At 63.9% G+C, this 21,110-nt stretch carries 15 protein-coding genes and 1 tRNA gene; 4 read left to right on the top strand and 12 right to left on the bottom strand.

Going from position 1 to position 21,110, the window contains the following annotated elements:
* Positions 1–13 precede the first annotated feature (13 nt).
* Positions 14–1,729 (bottom strand): methionine--tRNA ligase, encoded by a 1,716-nt coding sequence (gene metG / locus ACF66B_RS06495; protein ID WP_111430923.1) that lies wholly within the window; start codon positions 1,727–1,729, stop codon positions 14–16.
* A gap of 279 nt (positions 1,730–2,008) precedes the next feature.
* On the opposite strand from metG, the gene ACF66B_RS06490 reads away from it, so the two are divergent.
* The gene (locus ACF66B_RS06490) at positions 2,009–2,902 is read left to right on the top strand and encodes a c-type cytochrome (RefSeq protein WP_111430924.1); all 894 of its coding nucleotides are present in this window, start codon (positions 2,009–2,011) and stop codon (positions 2,900–2,902) included.
* Between the two features lie 78 nt (positions 2,903–2,980).
* On the opposite strand, the gene rpoC is transcribed toward ACF66B_RS06490, so the two are convergent.
* The 11 genes from rpoC to tuf form a co-directional block, all read right to left on the bottom strand.
* Positions 2,981–7,213, bottom strand: coding sequence for a DNA-directed RNA polymerase subunit beta' (rpoC, locus tag ACF66B_RS06485; RefSeq protein WP_111430925.1), 4,233 nt, complete (start codon positions 7,211–7,213; stop codon positions 2,981–2,983).
* 48 nt (positions 7,214–7,261) lie between these two features.
* Positions 7,262–11,395, bottom strand: a complete 4,134-nt coding sequence (gene rpoB, locus ACF66B_RS06480) for a DNA-directed RNA polymerase subunit beta (RefSeq protein ID WP_111430926.1) — start codon at positions 11,393–11,395, stop codon at positions 7,262–7,264.
* 230 nt (positions 11,396–11,625) lie between these two features.
* Positions 11,626–12,009: a 50S ribosomal protein L7/L12 gene (rplL, locus tag ACF66B_RS06475; protein WP_111430927.1), complete on the bottom strand. Its 384-nt coding sequence runs from the start codon at positions 12,007–12,009 to the stop codon at positions 11,626–11,628.
* 87 nt (positions 12,010–12,096) lie between these two features.
* On the bottom strand, positions 12,097–12,612 hold the full coding sequence (gene rplJ / locus ACF66B_RS06470; protein WP_111430928.1) for a 50S ribosomal protein L10: 516 nt from the start codon (positions 12,610–12,612) through the stop codon (positions 12,097–12,099).
* Positions 12,613–12,892: 280 nt separating this feature from the next.
* A complete protein-coding gene (rplA, locus tag ACF66B_RS06465) occupies positions 12,893–13,591 on the bottom strand; it encodes a 50S ribosomal protein L1 (RefSeq protein ID WP_111430929.1) in 699 nt (232 codons plus the stop codon).
* 4 nt (positions 13,592–13,595) lie between these two features.
* On the bottom strand, positions 13,596–14,024 hold the full coding sequence (gene rplK / locus ACF66B_RS06460) for a 50S ribosomal protein L11 (protein WP_111430930.1): 429 nt from the start codon (positions 14,022–14,024) through the stop codon (positions 13,596–13,598).
* Positions 14,025–14,218: 194 nt separating this feature from the next.
* On the bottom strand, positions 14,219–14,752 hold the full coding sequence (gene nusG, locus ACF66B_RS06455) for a transcription termination/antitermination protein NusG (RefSeq protein ID WP_111430931.1): 534 nt from the start codon (positions 14,750–14,752) through the stop codon (positions 14,219–14,221).
* A 150-nt stretch (positions 14,753–14,902) separates the two neighbouring features.
* The gene (gene secE, locus ACF66B_RS06450; protein ID WP_111430932.1) at positions 14,903–15,100 is read right to left on the bottom strand and encodes a preprotein translocase subunit SecE; all 198 of its coding nucleotides are present in this window, start codon (positions 15,098–15,100) and stop codon (positions 14,903–14,905) included.
* Positions 15,101–15,124: 24 nt separating this feature from the next.
* Positions 15,125–15,200: transfer RNA gene (locus ACF66B_RS06445), tRNA-Trp, on the bottom strand.
* Between the two features lie 65 nt (positions 15,201–15,265).
* Positions 15,266–16,120 (bottom strand): metallophosphoesterase family protein, encoded by an 855-nt coding sequence (locus ACF66B_RS06440; protein WP_392664402.1) that lies wholly within the window; start codon positions 16,118–16,120, stop codon positions 15,266–15,268.
* Positions 16,121–16,258: 138 nt separating this feature from the next.
* Entirely contained in the window at positions 16,259–17,434 is a 1,176-nt protein-coding gene (tuf, locus tag ACF66B_RS06435; RefSeq protein ID WP_392664398.1) for an elongation factor Tu, read from the bottom strand.
* 665 nt (positions 17,435–18,099) lie between these two features.
* On the opposite strand from tuf, the gene rpsL reads away from it, so the two are divergent.
* The 3 genes from rpsL to fusA are packed head-to-tail and all read left to right on the top strand — an operon-like array spanning position 18,100 to position 21,096.
* Positions 18,100–18,471: a 30S ribosomal protein S12 gene (gene rpsL, locus ACF66B_RS06430; RefSeq protein WP_111432137.1), complete on the top strand. Its 372-nt coding sequence runs from the start codon at positions 18,100–18,102 to the stop codon at positions 18,469–18,471.
* A 12-nt stretch (positions 18,472–18,483) separates the two neighbouring features.
* Complete coding sequence (gene rpsG / locus ACF66B_RS06425) at positions 18,484–18,954, top strand: 30S ribosomal protein S7 (RefSeq protein WP_111432136.1); 471 nt, start codon at positions 18,484–18,486, stop codon at positions 18,952–18,954.
* A 24-nt stretch (positions 18,955–18,978) separates the two neighbouring features.
* The gene (gene fusA, locus ACF66B_RS06420; protein ID WP_111432135.1) at positions 18,979–21,096 is read left to right on the top strand and encodes an elongation factor G; all 2,118 of its coding nucleotides are present in this window, start codon (positions 18,979–18,981) and stop codon (positions 21,094–21,096) included.
* The last annotated feature ends 14 nt before the right edge of the window (positions 21,097–21,110 follow it).

Below are 21,110 nucleotides of genomic sequence, written 5' to 3'. Positions count from 1 at the left end.
CTCATGCCCGCGATCAGGCCGTGCCGGCGAATTGCGCGGCAAACCCTTCCCGCGCCTCGTCGGTGATCTTGGCAAAGAGCACCTCCGGCGTGGTGAAGGCCTGACCCGGCTTCAGGGCGCCGAGCGCCTCGGCGACGGAGCCCGGCCAGCCGGCCGTCTCGAGCCCGAAGGTCGCCAGCATCGCTTTCGAGGCGTCCGGAATGAAGGGCCGCGACAGCACGGCGTAGAGCCGCACGAGATTGAGCGAGAGCCGCACGATCGCCGCTGCCCGCTCCGGCTCGGTCTTGAACGCGGCCCAGGGCGCGGCCGCCTGGAGATATTCGTTGCCCGCTGCCCAGATCGCGCGGAGCTCCTGCGCCCCCTTGCGAAGCTCGATCGCCTCCATGTAGCCCTCATAAGCCCGGACGCGGGTCTCGAGCTCGGCGATCAGCGCCTCTTCCGCCGCGCCGTAGGCGCCGCCCTCCGGCACCTTCTCCTCGAAGCGCGAGCGGGCGAATTTGGTGACGCGGCTGACGAAATTGCCGAGCACATCGGCGAGATCCTTGTTCACGCCCGCCTGGAAGCCTTCCCAGGTGAAGTTCGAGTCCGAGGTCTCCGGCACATTCGACATCAGCCACCAGCGCCAGTAGTCGGAGGGCAGGATGGCAAGGGCCTGGTCCATGAAGACGCCGCGGCCCTGGCTCGTTGAGAACTTGCCGCCGTCGTAATTCAGGTAATTGAAGGACTTGATGTAGTCGACGAGCTTCCATGGCTCGCCACTGCCGAGGATCGTCGAGGGGAAGGAGAGCGTGTGGAAGGGCACGTTGTCCTTGCCCATGAACTGGACGTAGCGCACATCGTCCGCGCCCTTGTCGGTCCGCCACCAGCGTTCCCAGGCGGCATCGGTCTGCCCGGTGGCCTCCGCCCATTCCCCCGAGGCGCCGATATATTCGATGGGCGCGTCGAACCAGACGTAGAACACCTTGCCTTCCATGCCCGGCCAGTCCTCGGTCCCCTTGCGGACCGGAATGCCCCAGTCGAGATCGCGGGTGATGCCTCGGTCCTGCAGCCCGTCGCCGTCGTCGAGCCATTTCTTCGCGATGGATGTGGTCAGCACCGGCCAGTCGGTCTTCGACTCTATCCAGTCGCGCAGCTTGTCGCGCATGGCGGACTGGCGCAGGTAGAGATGCTTGGTCTCGCGAACCTCGAGATCGGTCGAGCCGGAGATCGCCGAGCGCGGGTTGATGAGGTCGGTCGGATCGAGTTGCTTGGTGCAGTTCTCGCACTGATCGCCGCGGGCCCGGTCGTAGCCGCAGTTGGGGCAGGTGCCCTCGATGTAGCGGTCGGGCAGGAAGCGGCCGTCGGCGTTGGAATAGACCTGCTTTTCGGAGACTTCCTCGATCAATCCGGCCTCGGCCAGCCTGCCCGCGAAATGCTGCGTGAGCCGGTGGTTGTAGGGGCTCGAGGAGCGGCCGAATTGGTCGAAGGAAAGGCGGAAGCCGTCCGCGATCTCCTTCTGCACGCCCCACATGCGCGCACAATAATCGGCGACCGGCTCGCCGGTCTTCGCCGCGGCAAGCTCGGCGGGTGTGCCATGTTCGTCCGTCGCACAGACGAAGAGCACCTCGTTGCCACGCGCGCGCTCGTAGCGGGCGTAGACATCGGCCGGAAGCTGGCTTCCGACCAGATTGCCGAGGTGCTTGATCCCGTTGATGTAGGGCAGGGCGGAAGTGACGAGAATCCGGGCCATGACATCTCCTTCAGTCTTCCCGCCCCCTTAGGGCATTCGCAGCCGGAGGACCAGCACGGACGTCGCCATGGATCGTCCCGCGCGCGCTTTCCGGGGCTGATGACGGATTTCGTGAAATTGCGCGAAGAGATCAGTTGCAAAATACTGAATAGTGGCTCCTACTCAAGTTGGTGATGCGACCTGAATCGTCATCGAGCCAGCTGGTCCTGCAAATGATCGGTCTCCCTGAACCCTTCCGGTCCTGTTTCCAAACAAGAAGAAAATCAGGGAGGACATGAAATGTCCGTATACTCGGTGTCTGCAATCGCGGTGGCGATTTCTGCCGGCTTGTTCTTGCCTGCAACTGCTGAGGACAGTGATCCCGTCTCCCGCGGCGCCTATCTCGTGAACGGGCCTGCGGCCTGTTCGAACTGCCATGGCACGCGGAACGAGAAGTTCGAGATCGTCGAAGGAATGGAATTTGCCGGCGGCTTCCATATCGTCGATCCCGCCTTCGACGTCTACGCCAGCAATATCACGCCCGACACGGAAACCGGCATTGGCGGCTGGAGCGATGAAGAGGTCGTCAAGGCCATCCGGGAAGGCGTCTCGCCCGATGGGGAGATCATCTTTCCCCCCATGCCGGTGCCAACCTACAACAACATGTCGGATGCGGATGTGACGGCCATCGTCGCCTATCTGCGCACGATTCCGGCGGTGAAGCATGCGGTGGAGGAGTCGCACTGGAACATTCCGCAGCAGGCGATGCCGCCCGCCGCGGGCACCCCGGCGCCGCCTGCTTCCGACCAGATCGCCTATGGCGGCTATATCGTGAATGCCGTTGCGCATTGCTTCGAATGTCATACGCCAATGGGCCCGGCCGGGCCTGACATGTCGAAGCTGGGGGCGGGCGGGATGCAGATCACGCTTGCGCCCGGCATGGAGATTGTCACCTCCAACATCACCCCCGACCCGGAGACCGGCATCGGCAACTGGACCGACGAACAGATCGCGGAGGCGATCACCGGTGGGGTGAAGGCGGACGGCGGGCTCATCTCGCCGCCGATGCCCTATCCGTGGTTCGCCAACATGACGCAGGAGGATCTCGACGCCGTCATCGCCTATCTGCGCACCATCCCGCCCGTTTCAAACAAGGTCGCGCGCACGGAATTCCAGCAGAAGAACTTCCCGTAGGCCCAGCGGGCCCTGTGAAAGCCAAGAGGGGCGCGGTTTCCCGCGCCCCTCTTCCTGTCTTTCGATCCGGACGACGCCTTAATCGACGTCGAAACCCATCGGCTCGGAGGTTTCGCCCATCACGTCGAAGGCATTGTCCTCTCCTGCCACGTCGATCACGCCCGCCGCCTCGTCGCGGCGCTGGGCGAGGATCGCGTTGTCGCGGTCGGTTGCGATGCGCTTGACCTTCTGGGTCGCGGCACCGGTGCCCGCCGGGATCAGACGGCCGACGATGATGTTCTCCTTGAGGCCCACGAGCTTGTCGCGCTTGCCCTGCGTTGCCGCTTCGGTGAGCACGCGCGTGGTCTCCTGGAAGGAGGCCGCCGAGATGAAGCTGCGGGTCTGCAGGCTCGCCTTGGTGATCCCGAGCAGGACAGGAGCACCCTTCGCGGGCTCGCGGCCCTGGGCCAGCGCTTTCTCGTTCTCTTCGTCGAACTCGATCTTGTCGACCTGCTCGCCCTTCAGAAGCGTGGTCCCGCCGGAATCGGCGATCTCCCACTTCTGCAGCATCTGCCGGACGATCACCTCGATGTGCTTGTCGTTGATCTTCACGCCCTGGAGCCGGTAGACCTCCTGCACTTCCTCGATCAGGTAATCGGCCAGCGCCTCCACGCCCATGATGGCGAGAATGTCATGCGGCGCGGGGTTGCCGTCCATGATGTACTCGCCCTTGGAGATGTAGTCGCCCTCCTGGACCGGGATGTGCTTGCCCTTCGGCACCATGTATTCGACGGGCTCCAAGCCATCTTCGTTCGGATCGATGGTGATCCGGCGCTTGTTCTTGAAGTCCTTGCCGAAGCGCACATAGCCCGAGATTTCCGCGATGATCGCGTGATCCTTCGGACGGCGCGCCTCGAAGAGTTCGGCCACACGCGGCAGACCACCGGTGATGTCCTTCGTCTTCGCACCCTCGCGCGGAATACGTGCAAGCACGTCGCCGGCGCGGACATCCTGACCATCCTCGACCGAGAGGATCGCGTCCACCGACATCGCATGGGTCTCGGGGTTGCCGTTGTCGAGCCGCACGGGTTCGCCGGTGAGCGGATCCATCACGATGATCTCGGGCTTGAGCTCGTTGCCCTTCGGGGCCGCGCGCCAGTCCGACACGATCTTCTGGCTGATGCCCGTCGCATCGTCGGTGTCTTCGCGGACGGAGATGCCCGCGGTGAGATCGACGAACTTCGCGACGCCGGCCTTTTCGGCGATGATCGGCAGCGTGTAGGGATCCCATTCGGCGAGCTTGTCGCCGCGCGCGATCATTGCGCCGTCCTTCTGCAGCAGTTTCGTGCCGTAGCCGAGCTTGTGCAGCGCGCGCTCCACGCCATTCTCGTCGAGGATGGCGATCTCCATGTTGCGCGCCATGACGATCTGCTCGCCGTCGGCGTTGGTCAGGAGGTTCGGATTGCGCACAGTGAGCCGGCCGCCATGGGCAGCTTCGAGGAACGACTGCGAGCCGCCCTGCGCGATGCCGCCGATGTGGAACGTACGCATCGTGAGCTGCGTGCCCGGCTCGCCGATCGACTGCGCCGCGATGATGCCCACGGCCTCGCCCGGGTTCACCTTGGTGCCGCGGGCCAGATCGCGCCCGTAGCACTGGGCGCAGATGCCGTCATCGGCCTCGCAGGTCAGCGGCGAACGGATCTGCATCTCGAGCACGCCCGAGGTTTCGATCATGTCGGCCGCACGCTCGTCGATCAGGTCGCCTTCATGGAAGATCACCTGCTGCGTCTTCGGATCGAGCACGTCCTCCGCGGCCACGCGGCCGAGGATCCGTTCCGCGAGCGAAGAGACGACCTCGCCGTCCGCGATCGCCGCGCGGGCGGTGATAGACTTGTCGGTGCCGCAATCGTCGATCTTGACGATGCAGTCCTGCGCCACGTCCACCAGACGGCGGGTGAGATACCCCGAGTTCGCCGTCTTGAGCGCGGTATCGGCCAGACCCTTCCGGGCGCCGTGGGTCGAGTTGAAGTACTCGAGCACGGTCAGGCCTTCCTTGAAGTTCGCGACGATCGGCGTCTCGATGATCTCGCCCGAAGGCTTGGCCATCAGGCCGCGCATGCCGCCGAGCTGCTTCATCTGGGCAGGCGAACCACGTGCCCCGGAGTGGGACATCATGTAGACCGAGTTGGGCTCGAGCTCGCGGCCCGCATCATCCACGCGCACGGCCGAGATCTCGGCCATCATCGCGGTTGCGACCTCGTCCGAGCAGCGCGACCAGGCGTCGACAACCTTGTTGTACTTCTCGCCCTGGGTGATGAGCCCGTCCATGTACTGCTGCTCGAATTCCTTCACCTGATCGCGGGTGTTGTTCACGATCGTCCACTTCGATTCCGGAATGACCATGTCATCCTTGCCGAAGGAGATGCCGGCCTTGAAGGCCTCGGTGAAGCCGAGCGACATGATCCGGTCGCAGAAGATCACGCTCTCCTTCTGACCGCAGTGGCGGTAGACGGTATCGATGACCTCGCCGACTTCCTTCTTGCGCAGGAGCCGGTTCGCGATGTCGAAGGGCGTCTTGAAGTTCTTCGGCAGCAGCGCGCCGATCCGGAGACGGCCGGGCGTCGTCTCGAAGCGCTTCAGGACGAAGTTGCCCTCATCGTCGATCTGCTCGATGCGGGCGGTGATCTTCGAGTGCAGGTTCACGACGCCGGCGTGCAGCGCGTGATCCACTTCCTCGATCGAGCTGAAGACCATGCCCTCGCCGGGCTGCCCTTCGCGCATGATCGAGAGATAGTAGAGCCCGAGAATCATGTCCTGCGACGGCACGATGATCGGCTTGCCGTTGGCGGGCGAAAGCACGTTGTTCGTGGACATCATCAGGACGCGGGCTTCGAGCTGCGCCTCGAGCGAGAGCGGCACGTGCACGGCCATCTGGTCGCCGTCGAAGTCGGCGTTGAAGGCCGAGCAGACGAGCGGGTGCAGCTGGATCGCCTTGCCCTCGATCAGCACCGGCTCGAACGCCTGGATGCCGAGGCGGTGGAGCGTCGGCGCGCGGTTCAGGAGCACCGGATGCTCGCGGATCACCTCGTCGAGGATGTCCCAGACCTCTGGACGCTCCTTCTCCACGAGCTTCTTCGCCTGCTTGACGGTCGAGGAGAGGCCCTTCGCGTCGAGCCGCGAGTAGATGAACGGCTTGAAGAGCTCGAGCGCCATCTTCTTCGGCAACCCGCACTGGTGGAGCTTCAGCTCCGGACCGGTCACGATCACCGAACGGCCGGAGAAGTCGACGCGCTTGCCGAGCAGGTTCTGCCGGAAGCGGCCCTGCTTGCCCTTGAGCATGTCGGAGAGCGACTTCAGCGGGCGCTTGTTGGTGCCCGTGATGACGCGGCCCCGGCGGCCGTTGTCGAAGAGCGCATCGACCGATTCCTGCAGCATCCGCTTTTCGTTGCGGATGATGATGTCAGGCGCGCGCAGTTCCAGAAGCCGCTTCAGACGGTTGTTCCGGTTGATGACACGACGGTAGAGGTCGTTGAGGTCCGAGGTCGCGAAGCGGCCGCCGTCGAGCGGCACCAGCGGGCGCAGTTCGGGCGGGATGACCGGTATCACGGTCATGATCATCCACTCGGGCCGGTTACCGCTTTCGCGGAAGCTCTCGACGAGCTTCAGCCGCTTGATGATCTTCTTGGGCTTCAGCTCGCCGGTGGCCTCGGCGAGATCGGCACGCAGCTGCTCGGCCTCGGCATCGAGGTCGATGGCGGCCAGCATCTCGCGGATCGCCTCGGCGCCGATCCCGGCCCGGAAGGCGTCCTCGCCATACTGGTCCTGCGCATCAAGGAACTCCTCCTCGGTCATGAGCTGACCGTGGGTGAGGTCCGTGAGGCCCGGTTCGATGACGACATACTGCTCGAAGTAGAGGATGCGCTCGAGATCGCGCAGCGTCATGTCGAGCATCAGGCCGATGCGGGAGGGCAGCGACTTCAGGAACCAGATGTGCGCGACGGGCGAGGCCAGTTCGATGTGACCCATCCGCTCGCGGCGCACCTTCTGGAGCGTCACTTCCACGCCGCACTTCTCGCAGACGACGCCGCGGTACTTCATGCGCTTGTACTTGCCGCACAGGCACTCGTAGTCCTTGATCGGACCGAAGATACGCGCGCAGAAGAGACCGTCACGCTCGGGCTTGAACGTGCGGTAGTTGATGGTCTCTGGCTTCTTGATCTCGCCATAGGACCACGAGAGAATCCGTTCCGGGCTCGCGAGACCGATCTTGATCTCGTCGAAGGTGCGCATCGGCTGGACCGGATTGAACGGGTTGGTGATTTCCTGGTTCATGTAAATGACCTCAATCGCGTTTCAGGGAAGGGAGGGCGCGGGGCGCCCTCACTCCACTTCCGAGTCCAGGAGCTCGATGTTCAGACCGAGCGAACGGATCTCCTTGACGAGAACGTTGAACGATTCCGGCACGCCGGCCTCGAAGTTGTCCTCGCCCTTGACGATCGACTCATAGACCTTGGTCCGGCCGGCAACGTCGTCGGATTTTACGGTGAGCATTTCCTGCAACGTATAGGCTGCACCGTAGGCTTCAAGGGCCCAGACCTCCATTTCCCCGAAGCGCTGGCCGCCGAACTGGGCCTTGCCGCCCAGCGGCTGCTGGGTAACGAGGCTGTAGGGGCCGGTGCTCCGCGCGTGGATCTTGTCGTCCACGAGGTGGTGCAGCTTGAGGAGATACTTCACGCCGACCGTGACGGGCCGTGCGAACTGCTCGCCGGTGCGGCCGTCGAAGACGATGGACTGACCGGAGGTGTCGAAGCCCGCGCGCTGGAGCGCGTCGTTCACATCCGCTTCCTTCGCGCCGTCGAAGACCGGCGTCGCGATCGGAACGCCCGCCGTGACGTTGCCCGCCGCCTCGAGGAACTCGTCGCTGCTCATCTCGGCGAGGACATCGTTGTAGATCTCCTCCCCATAGGCGATCTTCATCGCCTCCTTGAGCGGCGTCATGTCCCCGGTGCGGCGATACTCGCCGAGGCTCGCATTGATCGCGTTGCCGAGGCCGCGCGCGGCCCAGCCCATGTGGGTCTCGAGGATCTGTCCGACGTTCATGCGGCTCGGCACGCCGAGCGGGTTCAGCACGATGTCGACGGGCGTGCCATCCGCGAGGAACGGCATGTCCTCCTCGGGCACCACGCGGGATACGACACCCTTGTTGCCGTGACGGCCGGCCATCTTGTCGCCCGGCTGAAGCTTGCGCTTCACCGCGATGAAGACCTTGACCATCTTCATCACGCCCGGGGGCAGGTCGTCGCCGCGGCGCACCTTCTCGACCTTGTCCTCGAAGCGGCGGTCGAGCGCCTTCTTCTGGACGTCGAACTGCTGGTGCAGCGCTTCCTGCGCCTGGGCATCGGCATCGTCGCCGAGGGCGAGCTGCCACCACTGGCCGCGCGAGAGCGTGCCGAGCAGCTCCTCGGTGATTTCCGAACCGGCCTTGACGCCCTTCGGGCCCTTCACGGCAGTCTTGCCGAGCAGCAGATCCTTGAGGCGGGCGTAGATGTTGCGCTCGAGGATGACGAGCTCGTCGTCCCGGTCACGGGAGAGGCGCTCGACCTCCTCGCGCTCGATCTGCAGCGCACGTTCGTCCTTGTCCACACCATGACGGTTGAAGACGCGGACCTCGACCACGGTGCCGTAATCCCCCGGCGGCAGGCGCAGGGAGGTGTCACGCACATCCGAAGCCTTCTCGCCGAAGATCGCGCGGAGGAGCTTTTCTTCCGGCGTCATCGGGCTTTCGCCCTTGGGCGTGATCTTGCCCACGAGGATGTCGCCCGGGCCCACTTCGGCACCGATATAGACGATGCCTGCCTCGTCGAGATTGCGGAGCGCTTCCTCGCCGACGTTCGGGATGTCGCGGGTGATTTCCTCAGGCCCGAGCTTCGTGTCGCGGGCGGCAACTTCGAATTCCTCGATATGGATCGAGGTGAAGACGTCGTCCTTCACGATGCGCTCGGAGATGAGGATCGAGTCCTCGTAGTTGTAGCCGTTCCACGGCATGAAGGCGACGAGCACGTTCTTGCCGAGCGCGAGCTCGCCGAGATCCGTGGACGGGCCGTCGGCGATGAACTCGCCCTTGCGCACGATGTCACCCACCTTCACCAGCGGACGCTGGTTGATGCAGGTGTTCTGGTTCGAGCGCTGGAACTTCCGCAGCCGGTAGATGTCGACGCCCGGATCGCCCGGCGCCACGTCTTCCGTTGCGCGGATCACGATACGCATCGCGTCGACCTGGTCGATGATGCCCGCACGCCGCGCGGTGATCGCAGCCCCGGAATCGCGCGCCACGATCTGCTCGATGCCGGTGCCCACGTAAGGCGCATCGGCACGGAGAAGCGGCACGGCCTGACGCTGCATGTTCGAGCCCATGAGGGCGCGGTTCGCGTCGTCGTTCTCGAGGAACGGGATGAGCGAGGCCGCAACCGAAACGAGCTGCTTCGGCGAGACGTCGATCAGATCCACGTTCGCCGGCGGGTTCAGCATGAAGTCGCCGGCCTTGCGGGTCGAGACGAGATCGTTCTTGAACCGGCCTTCCTCATCGAGGTTGGCGTTCGCCTGGGCAACCGTGTGGCGCATTTCCTCGGTCGCCGACATGTAGATGACCTCGTCGGTCACCTTGCTGTCGATGACGCGACGGTAGGGCGTCTCGATGAAGCCGTACTTGTTCACCCGGGCAAACGAGGCCAGCGAGTTGATGAGACCGATGTTCGGGCCTTCCGGCGTCTCGATCGGGCACATGCGGCCGTAATGGGTCGGATGGACGTCACGGACCTCGAAGCCCGCACGCTCGCGGGTGAGACCGCCCGGCCCGAGCGCCGAGAGACGCCGCTTGTGCGTGACCTCGGAGAGCGGGTTGGTCTGGTCCATGAACTGCGAGAGCTGCGAGGAGCCGAAGAATTCGCGCACCGCCGCCGCCGCCGGCTTCGCGTTGATGAGATCCTGCGGCATGACCGTGTCGATCTCGACCGAGCTCATGCGCTCGCGGATCGCCCGCTCCATCCGCAGGAGGCCGACGCGATACTGGTTCTCCATGAGCTCGCCCACCGAGCGCACGCGCCGGTTGCCGAGATGGTCGATGTCGTCGATCTCGCCGCGGCCGTCGCGCAGGTCGACCAGCGCCTTGATGCAGGCGATGATGTCCGCGTTGCGGAGCGTGCGCATGGTGTCGGGCGCGTCGAGGTCGAGGCGCATGTTCATCTTCACACGGCCGACCGCGGAGAGGTCATAGCGCTCGCTGTCGAAGAACAGCGACTGGAACATCGTGTCGGCGGCGTCGAGGGTCGGCGGCTCGCCGGGGCGCATCACGCGGTAGATGTCCATGAGCGCCTGTTCGCGGTTCATGTTCTTGTCGACCGCGAGGGTGTTGCGGATGTAGGCCCCGACGGTGATGTTGTCGATGTCGAGCGTCGGGATCTCGGTGATGCCGTTGTCGATCAGGGTCTTGAGCGTGCCGCCGTTGATGTCGCCGGTCTTGGAATCGATCTCCCAGGTGAGCTCGTCACCCGCCTCGACCCAGATCTCGCCGGTGTCCTCGTTGATGATGTCCTTGGCCGAGAAACGGCCGATGACGGCATCGAAGGGAACGAGGATCTCGGTGACGTTCGATTCGTCCACCCACTGCTTGACCATGCGCGGGGTGATCTTCTTGCCCGCCGGCGCGATCACCTCGCCATCGGCTGCATTGACGATGTCATAGGCCGGCTTGGTGCCGCGAATGCGGTCGGGGAAGAACTTCGTCGCCCAGCTGTTGCCTTCCTTCCGGTAGGTCACAGTGTCGTAATAGGCGTCGCAGATGCCTTCCTGATCGAGTCCGAGCGAATAGAGCAGGGTCGTCACCGGAAGCTTCCGGCGCCGGTCGATGCGGGCGTAGACGATGTCCTTGGCATCGAATTCGAAATCGAGCCAGGAGCCGCGGTAGGGGATGATGCGCGAGGTGAAGAGCAGCTTGCCCGAGGAATGGGTCTTGCCGCGGTCATGGTCGAAGAACACGCCGGGGGAGCGGTGCATCTGGCTCACGATCACCCGCTCGGTGCCGTTCACGATGAACGTCCCGTTCGGCGTCATGAGGGGCATGTCGCCCATGTAGACGTCCTGTTCCTTGATGTCCTTGACCGAACGCGCGCCGGTTTCCTCGTCGACCTCGAAGACGATCAGGCGCAGGGTGACCTTCAACGGCGCGGCATAGGTCATGTCGCGCTGCATGCATTCGTCGACGTCGTATTTCGGCGCCTCGAGCTCGTACTTCACGAATTCGAGTACAGCAGTCTCGTTGAAGTCCTTGATCGGAAACACGGACTGGAAAACGCCCTTCAGACCCTCGCCGTCAAGCGGCAGGGGCTCGTCACCGGACTTGAGGAACAGATCGTAACTGGATTTCTGAACTTCGATGAGATTCGGCATTTCCGCGACTTCGCGGATCTTGCCATAGAATTTACGAATGCGCTTGTGACCGGAATGCCTCAGAGCCATGCTCAACCTCTCGTTTGCACGCGAACCACCCGGCGGGGAACGGGGGTTCGGCTTTGCCGGACGCTGGGATCCAATGCCTGTGTGACTTCCCACATCACACGCCCGGATCACCAAGTTATGCGTCTTTGGAAAGATCCGGCCCGCGGGCCCTTCCAGAGACGCATTGAACTGGAGCCGCACGCCGTGCGGCCCCAGCCCAAACTGTTAACGCAACCTTAAGTTGCGTTCAATCACTTAACCTCGACTTCCGCACCAGCGGCTTCGAGCTTCTTCTTGATTTCCTCGGCTTCGTCCTTGGAGACGGCTTCCTTGACGGCCTTGCCGCCCGCCTCGACGAGTTCCTTGGCTTCCTTGAGGCCCAGGCCGGTGATGGCGCGGACTTCCTTGATGACGTTGATCTTCTGGGCGCCAGCGGCCTTCAGGATCACGTCGAACTCGGTCTTTTCCTCTTCGGCAGCGGCGGCTTCGCCGGCAGCCGGGCCAGCAGCCATCATGACAGCGCCGCCAGCAGCGGGCTCGATGCCATACTCGTCCTTGAGGATGTTCTTCAGTTCAGCCGCTTCGAGGAGGGTCAGCCCCACGATTTCTTCGGCGAGTTTCTTGAGGTCAGCCATTTGTTTCGTTCCAATCAGGTATCAGGTTTGTGTTGTCCGGCGTCATGCGGGTGTCTTGCACGTCTCCGGCCATCCATTGCTTCGCGTTCAAGCCGCCTCACGCTCTTCAAGCGTCTTGAGGATACCCGCGATATTCGCGGCAGGCGCGCCAATCGCCGAAGCGATGTTCGCGGCGGGTGCCCCGATGCAAGCCACGACGGAAGCGATGAGCTCCTCGCGCGACGGCATTTCGGACACGGCCTTGACACCGGCTTCGTCGAGCGGTGTGCCACCCATTGCACCCCCGAGGACAACAAGCTTCTTGTTGTCCTTGGTGAAGGCCTGCACGGCTTTCGCCGCTGCGACCGGGTCCTCTGAATAGGCGAGCACCGTCATGCCCGTAAGCAGGTCGCCCATCTTTTCAGACGGGGTGCCCTGCAGGGCGATCTTGGCGAGCTTGTTCTTGGCAACGCGAACCGAACCGCCGGCATTCTTCAGCTGAAGCCGGAATTCGGTCATTTCCGCAACGGAAAGGCCTTCGTAGTGCGCGACCACGACGACACCAGAGTCCGTGAAGATCTGGCCGAGTTCCGCGACCACAGCTTCTTTCTGGGCTCTATCCACAGTGTTGCTCCAAGTTTGGCTTCCGGGGTCACCCCCTTCGGCCGGCTCGTTTTCGCGGGCGCGGAGCCTTGCAGCCCCTGTCCCGCGTCTCGGGTCCTTAACTCCGGGTCCCGCCAAGACGCCCGGGGACGAACCCCGCACCGATCCTGATCGTTCCCCGTCTCAGGCAGGAATTACCGGGCGTCCGGATCTCTCCTTCGGCCCAACCCACCGTCTCGGACAGTCGGGCGAGAGGAGGCCCCCCGCCCGGAACATCCCCGGCGCCCGCCGGGGAATCTCGTTATTCCGCGACCGCGTTCGCGACGCTGACCGTCACGCCCGGACCCATGGTCGAAGACAGCGCGATCTTCTTCACATAGGTGCCCTTGGCGCCCGCCGGCTTGGCCTTGTTCACCGCGTTCACGAAGGCCTTGACGTTCTCGACCAGCTTGCCCTCGTCGAACGAGGTCTTGCCGATGCCGCCGTGGATCACGCCGGCCTTCTCGACCTTGAACTGCACTTCGCCGCCCTTGGCCGCCTGCACCGCAGTCGCGACATCCATCGTCACCGTGCCGACCTTCGGGTTCGGCATCAGGTTGCGCGGGCCGAGGATCTTGCCCAGCCGGCCGACGATCGGCATCATGTCCGGCGTCGCGATGCAGCGGTCGAACTCAATCTTGCCGCCCTGGATGGTTTCCATCAGGTCTTCGGCGCCGACGATGTCCGCACCCGCGGCCTGGGCTTCCTCAGCCTTGGCACCGCGCGCAAACACGGCGACGCGAACGGTCTTGCCCGTGCCGTTCGGCAGGGCGACGACGCCGCGCACCATCTGGTCGGCATGACGCGGATCGACGCCGAGGTTCATCGCGATCTCGAGCGTCTCGTCGAACTTCGCCGAGGCATTCGCCTTGACGAGCGCAACGGCCTCCTCGACGGAAAGGTCGGTCTTGCCTTCGAACGCGGCCCGAGCGGCCTTCAGTCTCTTTGCAATCTTTGCCATCAGCCTAGCCCTTCACCTCGATGCCCATCGAGCGAGCGGAGCCGGCGATGATCTGCATCGCGGCCTCGATGTCGTTCGCGTTCAGATCCTTCATCTTCGCTTCCGCGATTTCCCGGACCTGCTTGATCGTCACCGAACCGGCCGACGCCTTGCCGGGGGTCTTCGACCCGGACTTGAGCTTGGCCGCCTTCTTCAGAAGGAAGGACGCCGGCGGTGTCTTCACTTCCATGGAGAAGGATTTGTCGGTATAATAGGTGATGATCACCGGCGTCGGGCTGCCCGGCTCCATCTCCTGCGTGCGGGCGTTGAACGCCTTGCAGAATTCCATGATGTTGATCCCGCGCTGACCCAGTGCGGGGCCGACGGGCGGCGACGGGTTTGCCTTTCCGGCGGGCACCTGCAGCTTGAGCTGCCCGGCTACTTTCTTGGCCATCGGGCCTTCCTTTCTCTCCTGCACCGGGGGACGCGTCCGCCCGGGCGTTCACCTGGATGTGGTCCGGTCCGGACGGCGCGCCGTCCTCGCCTCCCACGAAGCGCCCGTTTCCTTGCGGTCACGGGCCGCTCTGGCGGCAGAGCACGATCAGGACGGTTTGGCTTGCGCCACCTTTCCCGACCGCGCAACCTGCCTCACGAGGCCTTGGCGACCTGCGTGAATTCCAGCTCGACCGGGGTCGCCCGGCCGAAGATCGATACCGACACCTTGAGCCGGCTGTTGGGCTGGTCGACTTCCTCGACGAGCCCGGAAAATCCTTCGAACGGACCGTCGGTCACGTTCACCTGTTCGCCGGTCTGATAGGTGATGATGGAACGCGGGCGTTCCATGCCTTCCTCGACGCGGTTCACGATGCGGGCAACCTCGGCGTCGCGCATCGGCGTCGGCTTGCCCTGGGGGCCCAGGAAGCCGGAGACGCGGTTGATCGAGTTCACCAGATGGTAGGCACGGTCGGTCATTTCCATGCGCACGAGCACATAGCCCGGCATGAAACGCTTCTCGGTCTGGACCTTCTTGCCGCGGCGGATCTCGATCACTTCTTCCGTCGGCACGAGTACTTCGGAGATCTCGTCCTGAAGCTCCTGCTGCTCAACCGCTTCGCGAATCGCTTCGGCGACCTTCTTTTCGAAGTTCGAGAGAACGCTCACCGAATACCAGCGCATCGCCATCTGTTCGTTACCCCAGTTCGGAACGGTGCGGCCCGTCCCCTTTGTTTTGGTCCGCGCAGCCCGCGCGAAATTGCAAGAGGCGCGCAACCGAATCGATGCACGCCCGAGCACGTCCAAGAGGCGGTGCCATACCGCCGGTTGACGCCGGGATCAAGAGGCGAGGCTGAGAATTGTCTCCAACCCGAAGCGTACGCCCAGATCGACCAGGAAGAAGAAGACCGCAAAGAGCGAGGCCATGATGAGGACCATCATCGTCGTCAGACCCACCTCGCGGCGGTTCGGCCAAACGACCTTGGCAGCCTCCGCCCGGACCTGCTGGGCGAACTGGAATGGATTGGTCTTGGCCATCGAGCTCTCCGTGGATTGGCATGCTGGCAGGGGCGATAGGACTCGAACCTACGACCCTCGGTTTTGGAGACCGATGCTCTACCAACTGAGCTACACCCCTAAGGTGCCGGCATGCAGGGGCTCAGATACGTTGCCTTGGCGGCCGATGCAAGAGCTAGAACGCATTCAGGAGCGGCGAAAAAGATCGCGAAGTCCATTTCTTGCAGCCGGCTGCGCCGGTTCGGGTAGTCCCGCGCCGGGAGGAAGCGGGGCAGGGCCGTCTTCGGAGAGAATCGCGACCGTGCTGTCTTCCAGCAAGAGGCAGGTGAGCAGGTTGCTCGCATAGGCTCCGGTGTCGATCGCGATCCGGTTCGGGTGATGCTCGGGCGTCTCGACGATCGTGTGACCATGAACGACCTTGACGCCGAAGTCGCGGGTCGAGGAGAGGAACGGCTCGCGGATCCAGATCAGGTCCTCGCGGAGCTGGCGGTCAAGCCGCACGCCCGGTCGGATGCCGGCATGGACGAAGAGATAGCTGCCGATCTGCTGCTGCAGGTCGCAGCCGTCGAGAAAGGCCATGTGCTCCGCCGGAAACGCCGCGCGGAAGGCCTCCATCGTCGCCGTCGGGTCGTGCTCGCTCGCGTCCGGCACGCCGTAGGAGGCGAGGGTGGTGTTCCCGCCCATCCGCGGATTGAGCCAGTGGATGCTGCGGTCATACCACTCCGGGTCGCGGAAATATTCCTCGATGTAGCTGTCGTGGTTGCCGAGGATGAAGGTCGCAGGCATCTCCGAGGCCTGCACCGCGATCAGCGTCTCGATCACGCCGCGGCTGTCGGGGCCGCGGTCGACATAATCGCCGAGGAAGATGAGGCGCGGGGCCGGATGCGGCCGCGCGGCCAGATCTCCGCGGATCCGGGCGAGCATCGCGGACAAAAGATCGCTCCGTCCATGGATGTCGCCGATTGCATAGAGCCGCTGGCCATCGGTCGTCGCGGTCATGTCGTGGGGTCCGCCGGTTTCGGGTGTGCTGCTGTCGGTCATGCCTCTTTCTATTTCCGAGCGATGCGGGCTTGTCCAGTGGCGCTCTCGGCGACGGGAACGGGCCGGCCCCCGAAGGAGACCGGCCCGCAGAGATGCATCGCAAAGGACCGGGCGCCCCTGTCGGGGCGCCCCGCCCTCTTACTTGATGATTTTGGAGACGACGCCTGCGCCGACGGTGCGGCCGCCTTCACGGATGGCGAAGCGGAGCTTTTCTTCCATGGCGATGGGGGCGATGAGTTCGACGTTGAACTTCAGGTTGTCGCCCGGCATCACCATTTCGGTGCCTTCCGGCAGTTCCACGGTTCCGGTCACGTCGGTGGTGCGGAAGTAGAACTGCGGGCGGTAGTTGGCGAAGAACGGGGTGTGCCGTCCGCCTTCTTCCTTGGTGAGGATGTAGGCTTCCGCCTCGAAGTTGGTGTGCGGGGTGACCGAGCCGGGCTTGGAGAGCACCTGGCCGCGCTCGATGCCTTCACGCTCGACGCCGCGCAGCAGGAGGCCGACGTTGTCGCCCGCCTGGCCCTGGTCGAGCAGCTTGCGGAACATCTCGACACCGGTGCAGGTGGTCTTCTTCGACGGACGGATGCCGACGATCTCGATTTCGTCGCCCACCTTCACGATGCCGCGCTCGATGCGGCCCGTCGCCACGGTGCCGCGGCCGGAGATCGAGAACACGTCCTCGACCGGCATCAGGAAGGGCTGGTCCACCGGACGCTCGGGCGTCGGGATGTATTCGTCGACCGCCGCCATCAGTTCGCGGATCTTGTTCTCGCCGATTTCCGGATCACGGCCTTCCATCGCCGCCAGCGCGGAGCCCGCGATGATCGGGATGTCGTCGCCCGGGAACTCGTAGGAGGTCAGAAGCTCGCGCACTTCCATCTCGACGAGCTCGAGAAGCTCCTCGTCATCGACCTGGTCGACCTTGTTGAGGAACACCACCATCGCCGGAACACCGACCTGCTTGGCCAGCAGGATGTGCTCGCGGGTCTGCGGCATCGGGCCATCGGCCGCGTTCACCACCAGGATCGCGCCGTCCATCTGCGCCGCGCCCGTGATCATGTTCTTCACGTAGTCCGCGTGGCCGGGGCAGTCGACGTGGGCGTAGTGACGCGCGTCCGTCTCATACTCCACATGCGCCGTCGAGATCGTGATCCCGCGCGCCTTTTCCTCGGGGGCCGCGTCGATCTGGTCATACGCCTTGAAGTCACCGAAATACTTCGTGATCGCCGCCGTCAGCGTCGTCTTGCCGTGGTCAACGTGGCCGATCGTGCCGATGTTAACATGCGGCTTCGTGCGCTCAAACTTTGCCTTCGCCATGGTCCCTTTTCCTAAGGTCTGCGGGGGATGCGTCTCGGCGCCCCGGTTGAGTGCGCGCTCGCATAGTTGCAATCGCCTGAAAAGGCAAGACTGCTCGACGGCGCTGCCGGGCGCGCGGGAAGATATGATCGCCTGCGCAGCGATTTCAAGCCTCTCATGCGCGGGGGTATGCTCTGCCTGACACCAGATGCCTCACTATATATCTCTCCCGCTCCCTGCTGCGCTGCACATGCGTATGGTGTAGTAGGGCGCGCCCCGAATTCGGGAACGCTGCCCCGGCGCGGAGAGCCGCCCCGATTCCGGCCATGGCGTCCCGGGCACGGGAGCGGATGTGGCGGCGGCTGGTCGGGCGCCGGGAGGCGCGCCCGGATTCCCGCTTCCGTTTCAGAGGCTTGGCCGGAACCGGGCTTTTGTCCTCTTTCCGGGCGGTAATCGGTTGACAATGATTCCGTCTGCGCCTAGTTTCCGCCCGCTCTGGAAGGGGGTATGCCCTTTCAACTTGAAGCCACAATTGGGCGGTCATGACTCGGGTTCACAACCCCAGTCCTCTGGAATTTCGCCGCGACGGGTCCGAAGGCGGAGCCGGCCGCGGTACTTTTGGCATTGTGCGCAACTGCGTGCGATGCCGTTGACATATGAACGGTGTAGACGGGGTTGATACTCGAATGCCAACGATCCAGCAGCTGATCCGCCATCCGCGGCAGCCGAAAGTGAAGCGCCAGAAGTCGATGCATCTGCAGGCCTGCCCTCAGAAGCGCGGCGTCTGCACGCGCGTCTATACGACCACGCCGAAAAAGCCGAACTCGGCCATGCGTAAGGTCGCCAAGGTGCGGCTGACGAATGGTTTCGAGGTCATCAGCTATATCCCGGGTGAGAGCCACAACCTTCAGGAACATTCGGTTGTCCTGATTCGCGGCGGCCGCGTGAAGGACCTTCCGGGTGTGCGCTATCACATCCTGCGCGGCGTGCTCGATACCCAGGGCGTGAAGAACCGCAAACAGCGCCGCTCGAAGTACGGCGCGAAGCGTCCGAAATAAGGAGAGCGAGAGATGTCGCGACGTCACAGCGCAGAGAAGCGCGAGATCCTGCCGGACGCCAAATATGGCGACCGCGTGCTCTCGAAGTTCATGAACAACCTGATGTACGACGGCAAGAAGTCTGCCGCCGAAGGCATCGTCTATGGCGCGCTTGACCGCGTCGAGCAGAAGCTGCGCCGCGCGCCGGTGGAAGTGTTCCACGAAGCGCTCGACAACGTGAAGCCCTCGGTCGAGGTCCGCTCCCGCCGCGTCGGCGGTGCGACCTACCAGGTGCCGGTCGAAGTGCGCCCCGAGCGCCGCGAGGCCCTGGCGATCCGCTGGCTCATCAAGGCGAGCCGCGCCCGCAACGAGCACACGATGGAAGAGCGCCTCGCCGGCGAGCTCCTCGACGCCGCGAACTCCCGTGGCGCGGCCGTGAAGAAGCGCGAAGACACCCACAAGATGGCCGATGCCAACAAGGCATTCAGCCACTACCGCTGGTAACCAGAGAGATTCAGGAGCCCCACGATGGCCCGCGACTATCCCCTCGAAAGATACCGCAATTTCGGGATCATGGCGCATATTGACGCCGGCAAGACCACCACGACCGAGCGGATCCTGTTCTACACCGGCAAGTCGCACAAGCTTGGCGAAGTGCACGACGGTGCTGCGACCATGGACTGGATGGAGCAGGAGCAGGAGCGGGGCATCACCATCACCTCGGCTGCGACGACCACCTTCTGGGAGCGCACCGAAGACGGCAAGACTCCGGACAGCCAGAAGCACCGCTTCAACATCATCGACACCCCCGGCCACGTTGACTTCACCATCGAAGTCGAGCGTTCGCTTGCCGTGCTCGACGGTGCCGTCTGCGTGCTCGACGCCAATGCCGGTGTTGAGCCCCAGACCGAAACCGTGTGGCGCCAGGCCGACCGCTACAAGGTGCCGCGCATCGTGTTCGTCAACAAGATGGACAAGATCGGTGCGGACTTCTTCAACTGCGTCCACATGATCAAGGACCGGACCGGCGCGATCCCGTGCCCGATCCAGCTCCCGATCGGTGCCGAAAACGAGCTTGCGGGCCACATCGACCTCATCACCATGGAAGAATGGGTGTGGGAAGGTGAGGATCTGGGCGCGACCTGGGCGCATCACCCGATCCGTCCCGAGCTGGCCGACAAGGCCGCCGAGATGCGGGCCGAGATGATCGAGATCGCCGTCGAGATGGACGACGACGTGATGGAGGCCTACCTCGAAGGCGAGGAGCCCGATGTCCCCACGCTGCGCCGTCTGATCCGCAAGGGCACGCTCGAGATGAAGTTCGTGCCCGTCCTTTGCGGCTCGGCGTTCAAGAACAAGGGCGTGCAGCCGATGCTGAACGCCGTGATCGACTTCCTGCCGAGCCCGCTCGACGTGCCCGCCTACATGGGCTTCCTGCCGGGCGACGAGGAAGAAGTGCGTAACATCGCCCGCTCGGCGGACGATAACCAGCCCTTCTCGGCGCTGGCCTTCAAGATCATGAACGACCCGTTCGTCGGTTCGCTCACCTTCACCCGCATCTACTCGGGCATGATCAAGAAGGGCGATCAGCTCCTGAACTCGACCAAGGGCAAGGCCGAGCGCGTCGGGCGCATGATGATGATGCACTCGAACAACCGCGAAGAGATCGATGAAGCCTTTGCCGGCGACATCATCGCGCTTGCCGGTCTGAAGGACACCACGACGGGCGACACGATTTGCGACAAGGCAAAGCCGGTCGTGCTCGAAACGATGACCTTCCCCGATCCGGTGATCGAGATCGCCATCGAGCCGAAGACCAAGAACGACCAGGAAAAGATGTCGCAGGGCCTGCAGCGCCTCGCGGCAGAAGACCCGTCGTTCCGCGTCGAGACCGACATCGAAAGCGGTCAGACGATCATGAAGGGGATGGGCGAGCTTCACCTCGACATTCTCGTCGATCGCCTGAAGCGCGAGTTCAAGGTCGAGGCCAACATCGGCGCGCCGCAGGTTGCCTATCGTGAAACGATCAGCAAGCAGGCCGAAATCGACTACACGCACAAGAAGCAGTCCGGCGGTTCGGGCCAGTTCGCCCGCGTCAAGCTCGTCATCACCCCGACCGAGCCCGGCGAAGGCTACAGCTTCGAGAGCAAGATCGTCGGCGGCTCGGTTCCGAAGGAATACATCCCCGGCGTCGAGAAGGGCATCCAGTCCGTCATGGATTCGGGTCCGCTCGCGGGCTTCCCGGTCATCGACTTCAAGGTCGCGCTGATCGACGGTGCGTTCCACGACGTCGACTCGAGCGTTCTCGCCTTCGAGATCGCGGCGCGTGCGGCAATGCGTGAAGGCCTCAAGAAGGCCGGCGCGAAGCTGCTCGAGCCGGTGATGAAGGTCGAGGTCGTGACGCCCGAGGATTACACCGGCGGCATCATCGGTGACCTCACCAGCCGCCGTGGCCAGGTCCAGGGCCAGGACACCCGCGGCAACGCGATCGCGATCGCCGCGATGGTCCCGCTTGCGAACATGTTCGGCTACATCAACACGCTGCGCTCGATGTCCTCGGGCCGTGCGCAGTTCACGATGCAGTTCGACCACTACGAAGCGGTGCCGCAGAACATTTCGGATGAGATCCAGGCCAAATACGCCTGAGCAGGAACAAGCGG

It is taken from the genome of Amaricoccus sp. B4 (assembly GCF_043226085.1).
In the GTDB taxonomy this organism is placed as follows: Bacteria; Pseudomonadota; Alphaproteobacteria; order Rhodobacterales; family Rhodobacteraceae; genus Amaricoccus.
The sequence above is the reverse complement of the archived record's forward strand: the minus strand, read 5'-3'. Positions and strand labels throughout refer to the sequence as shown.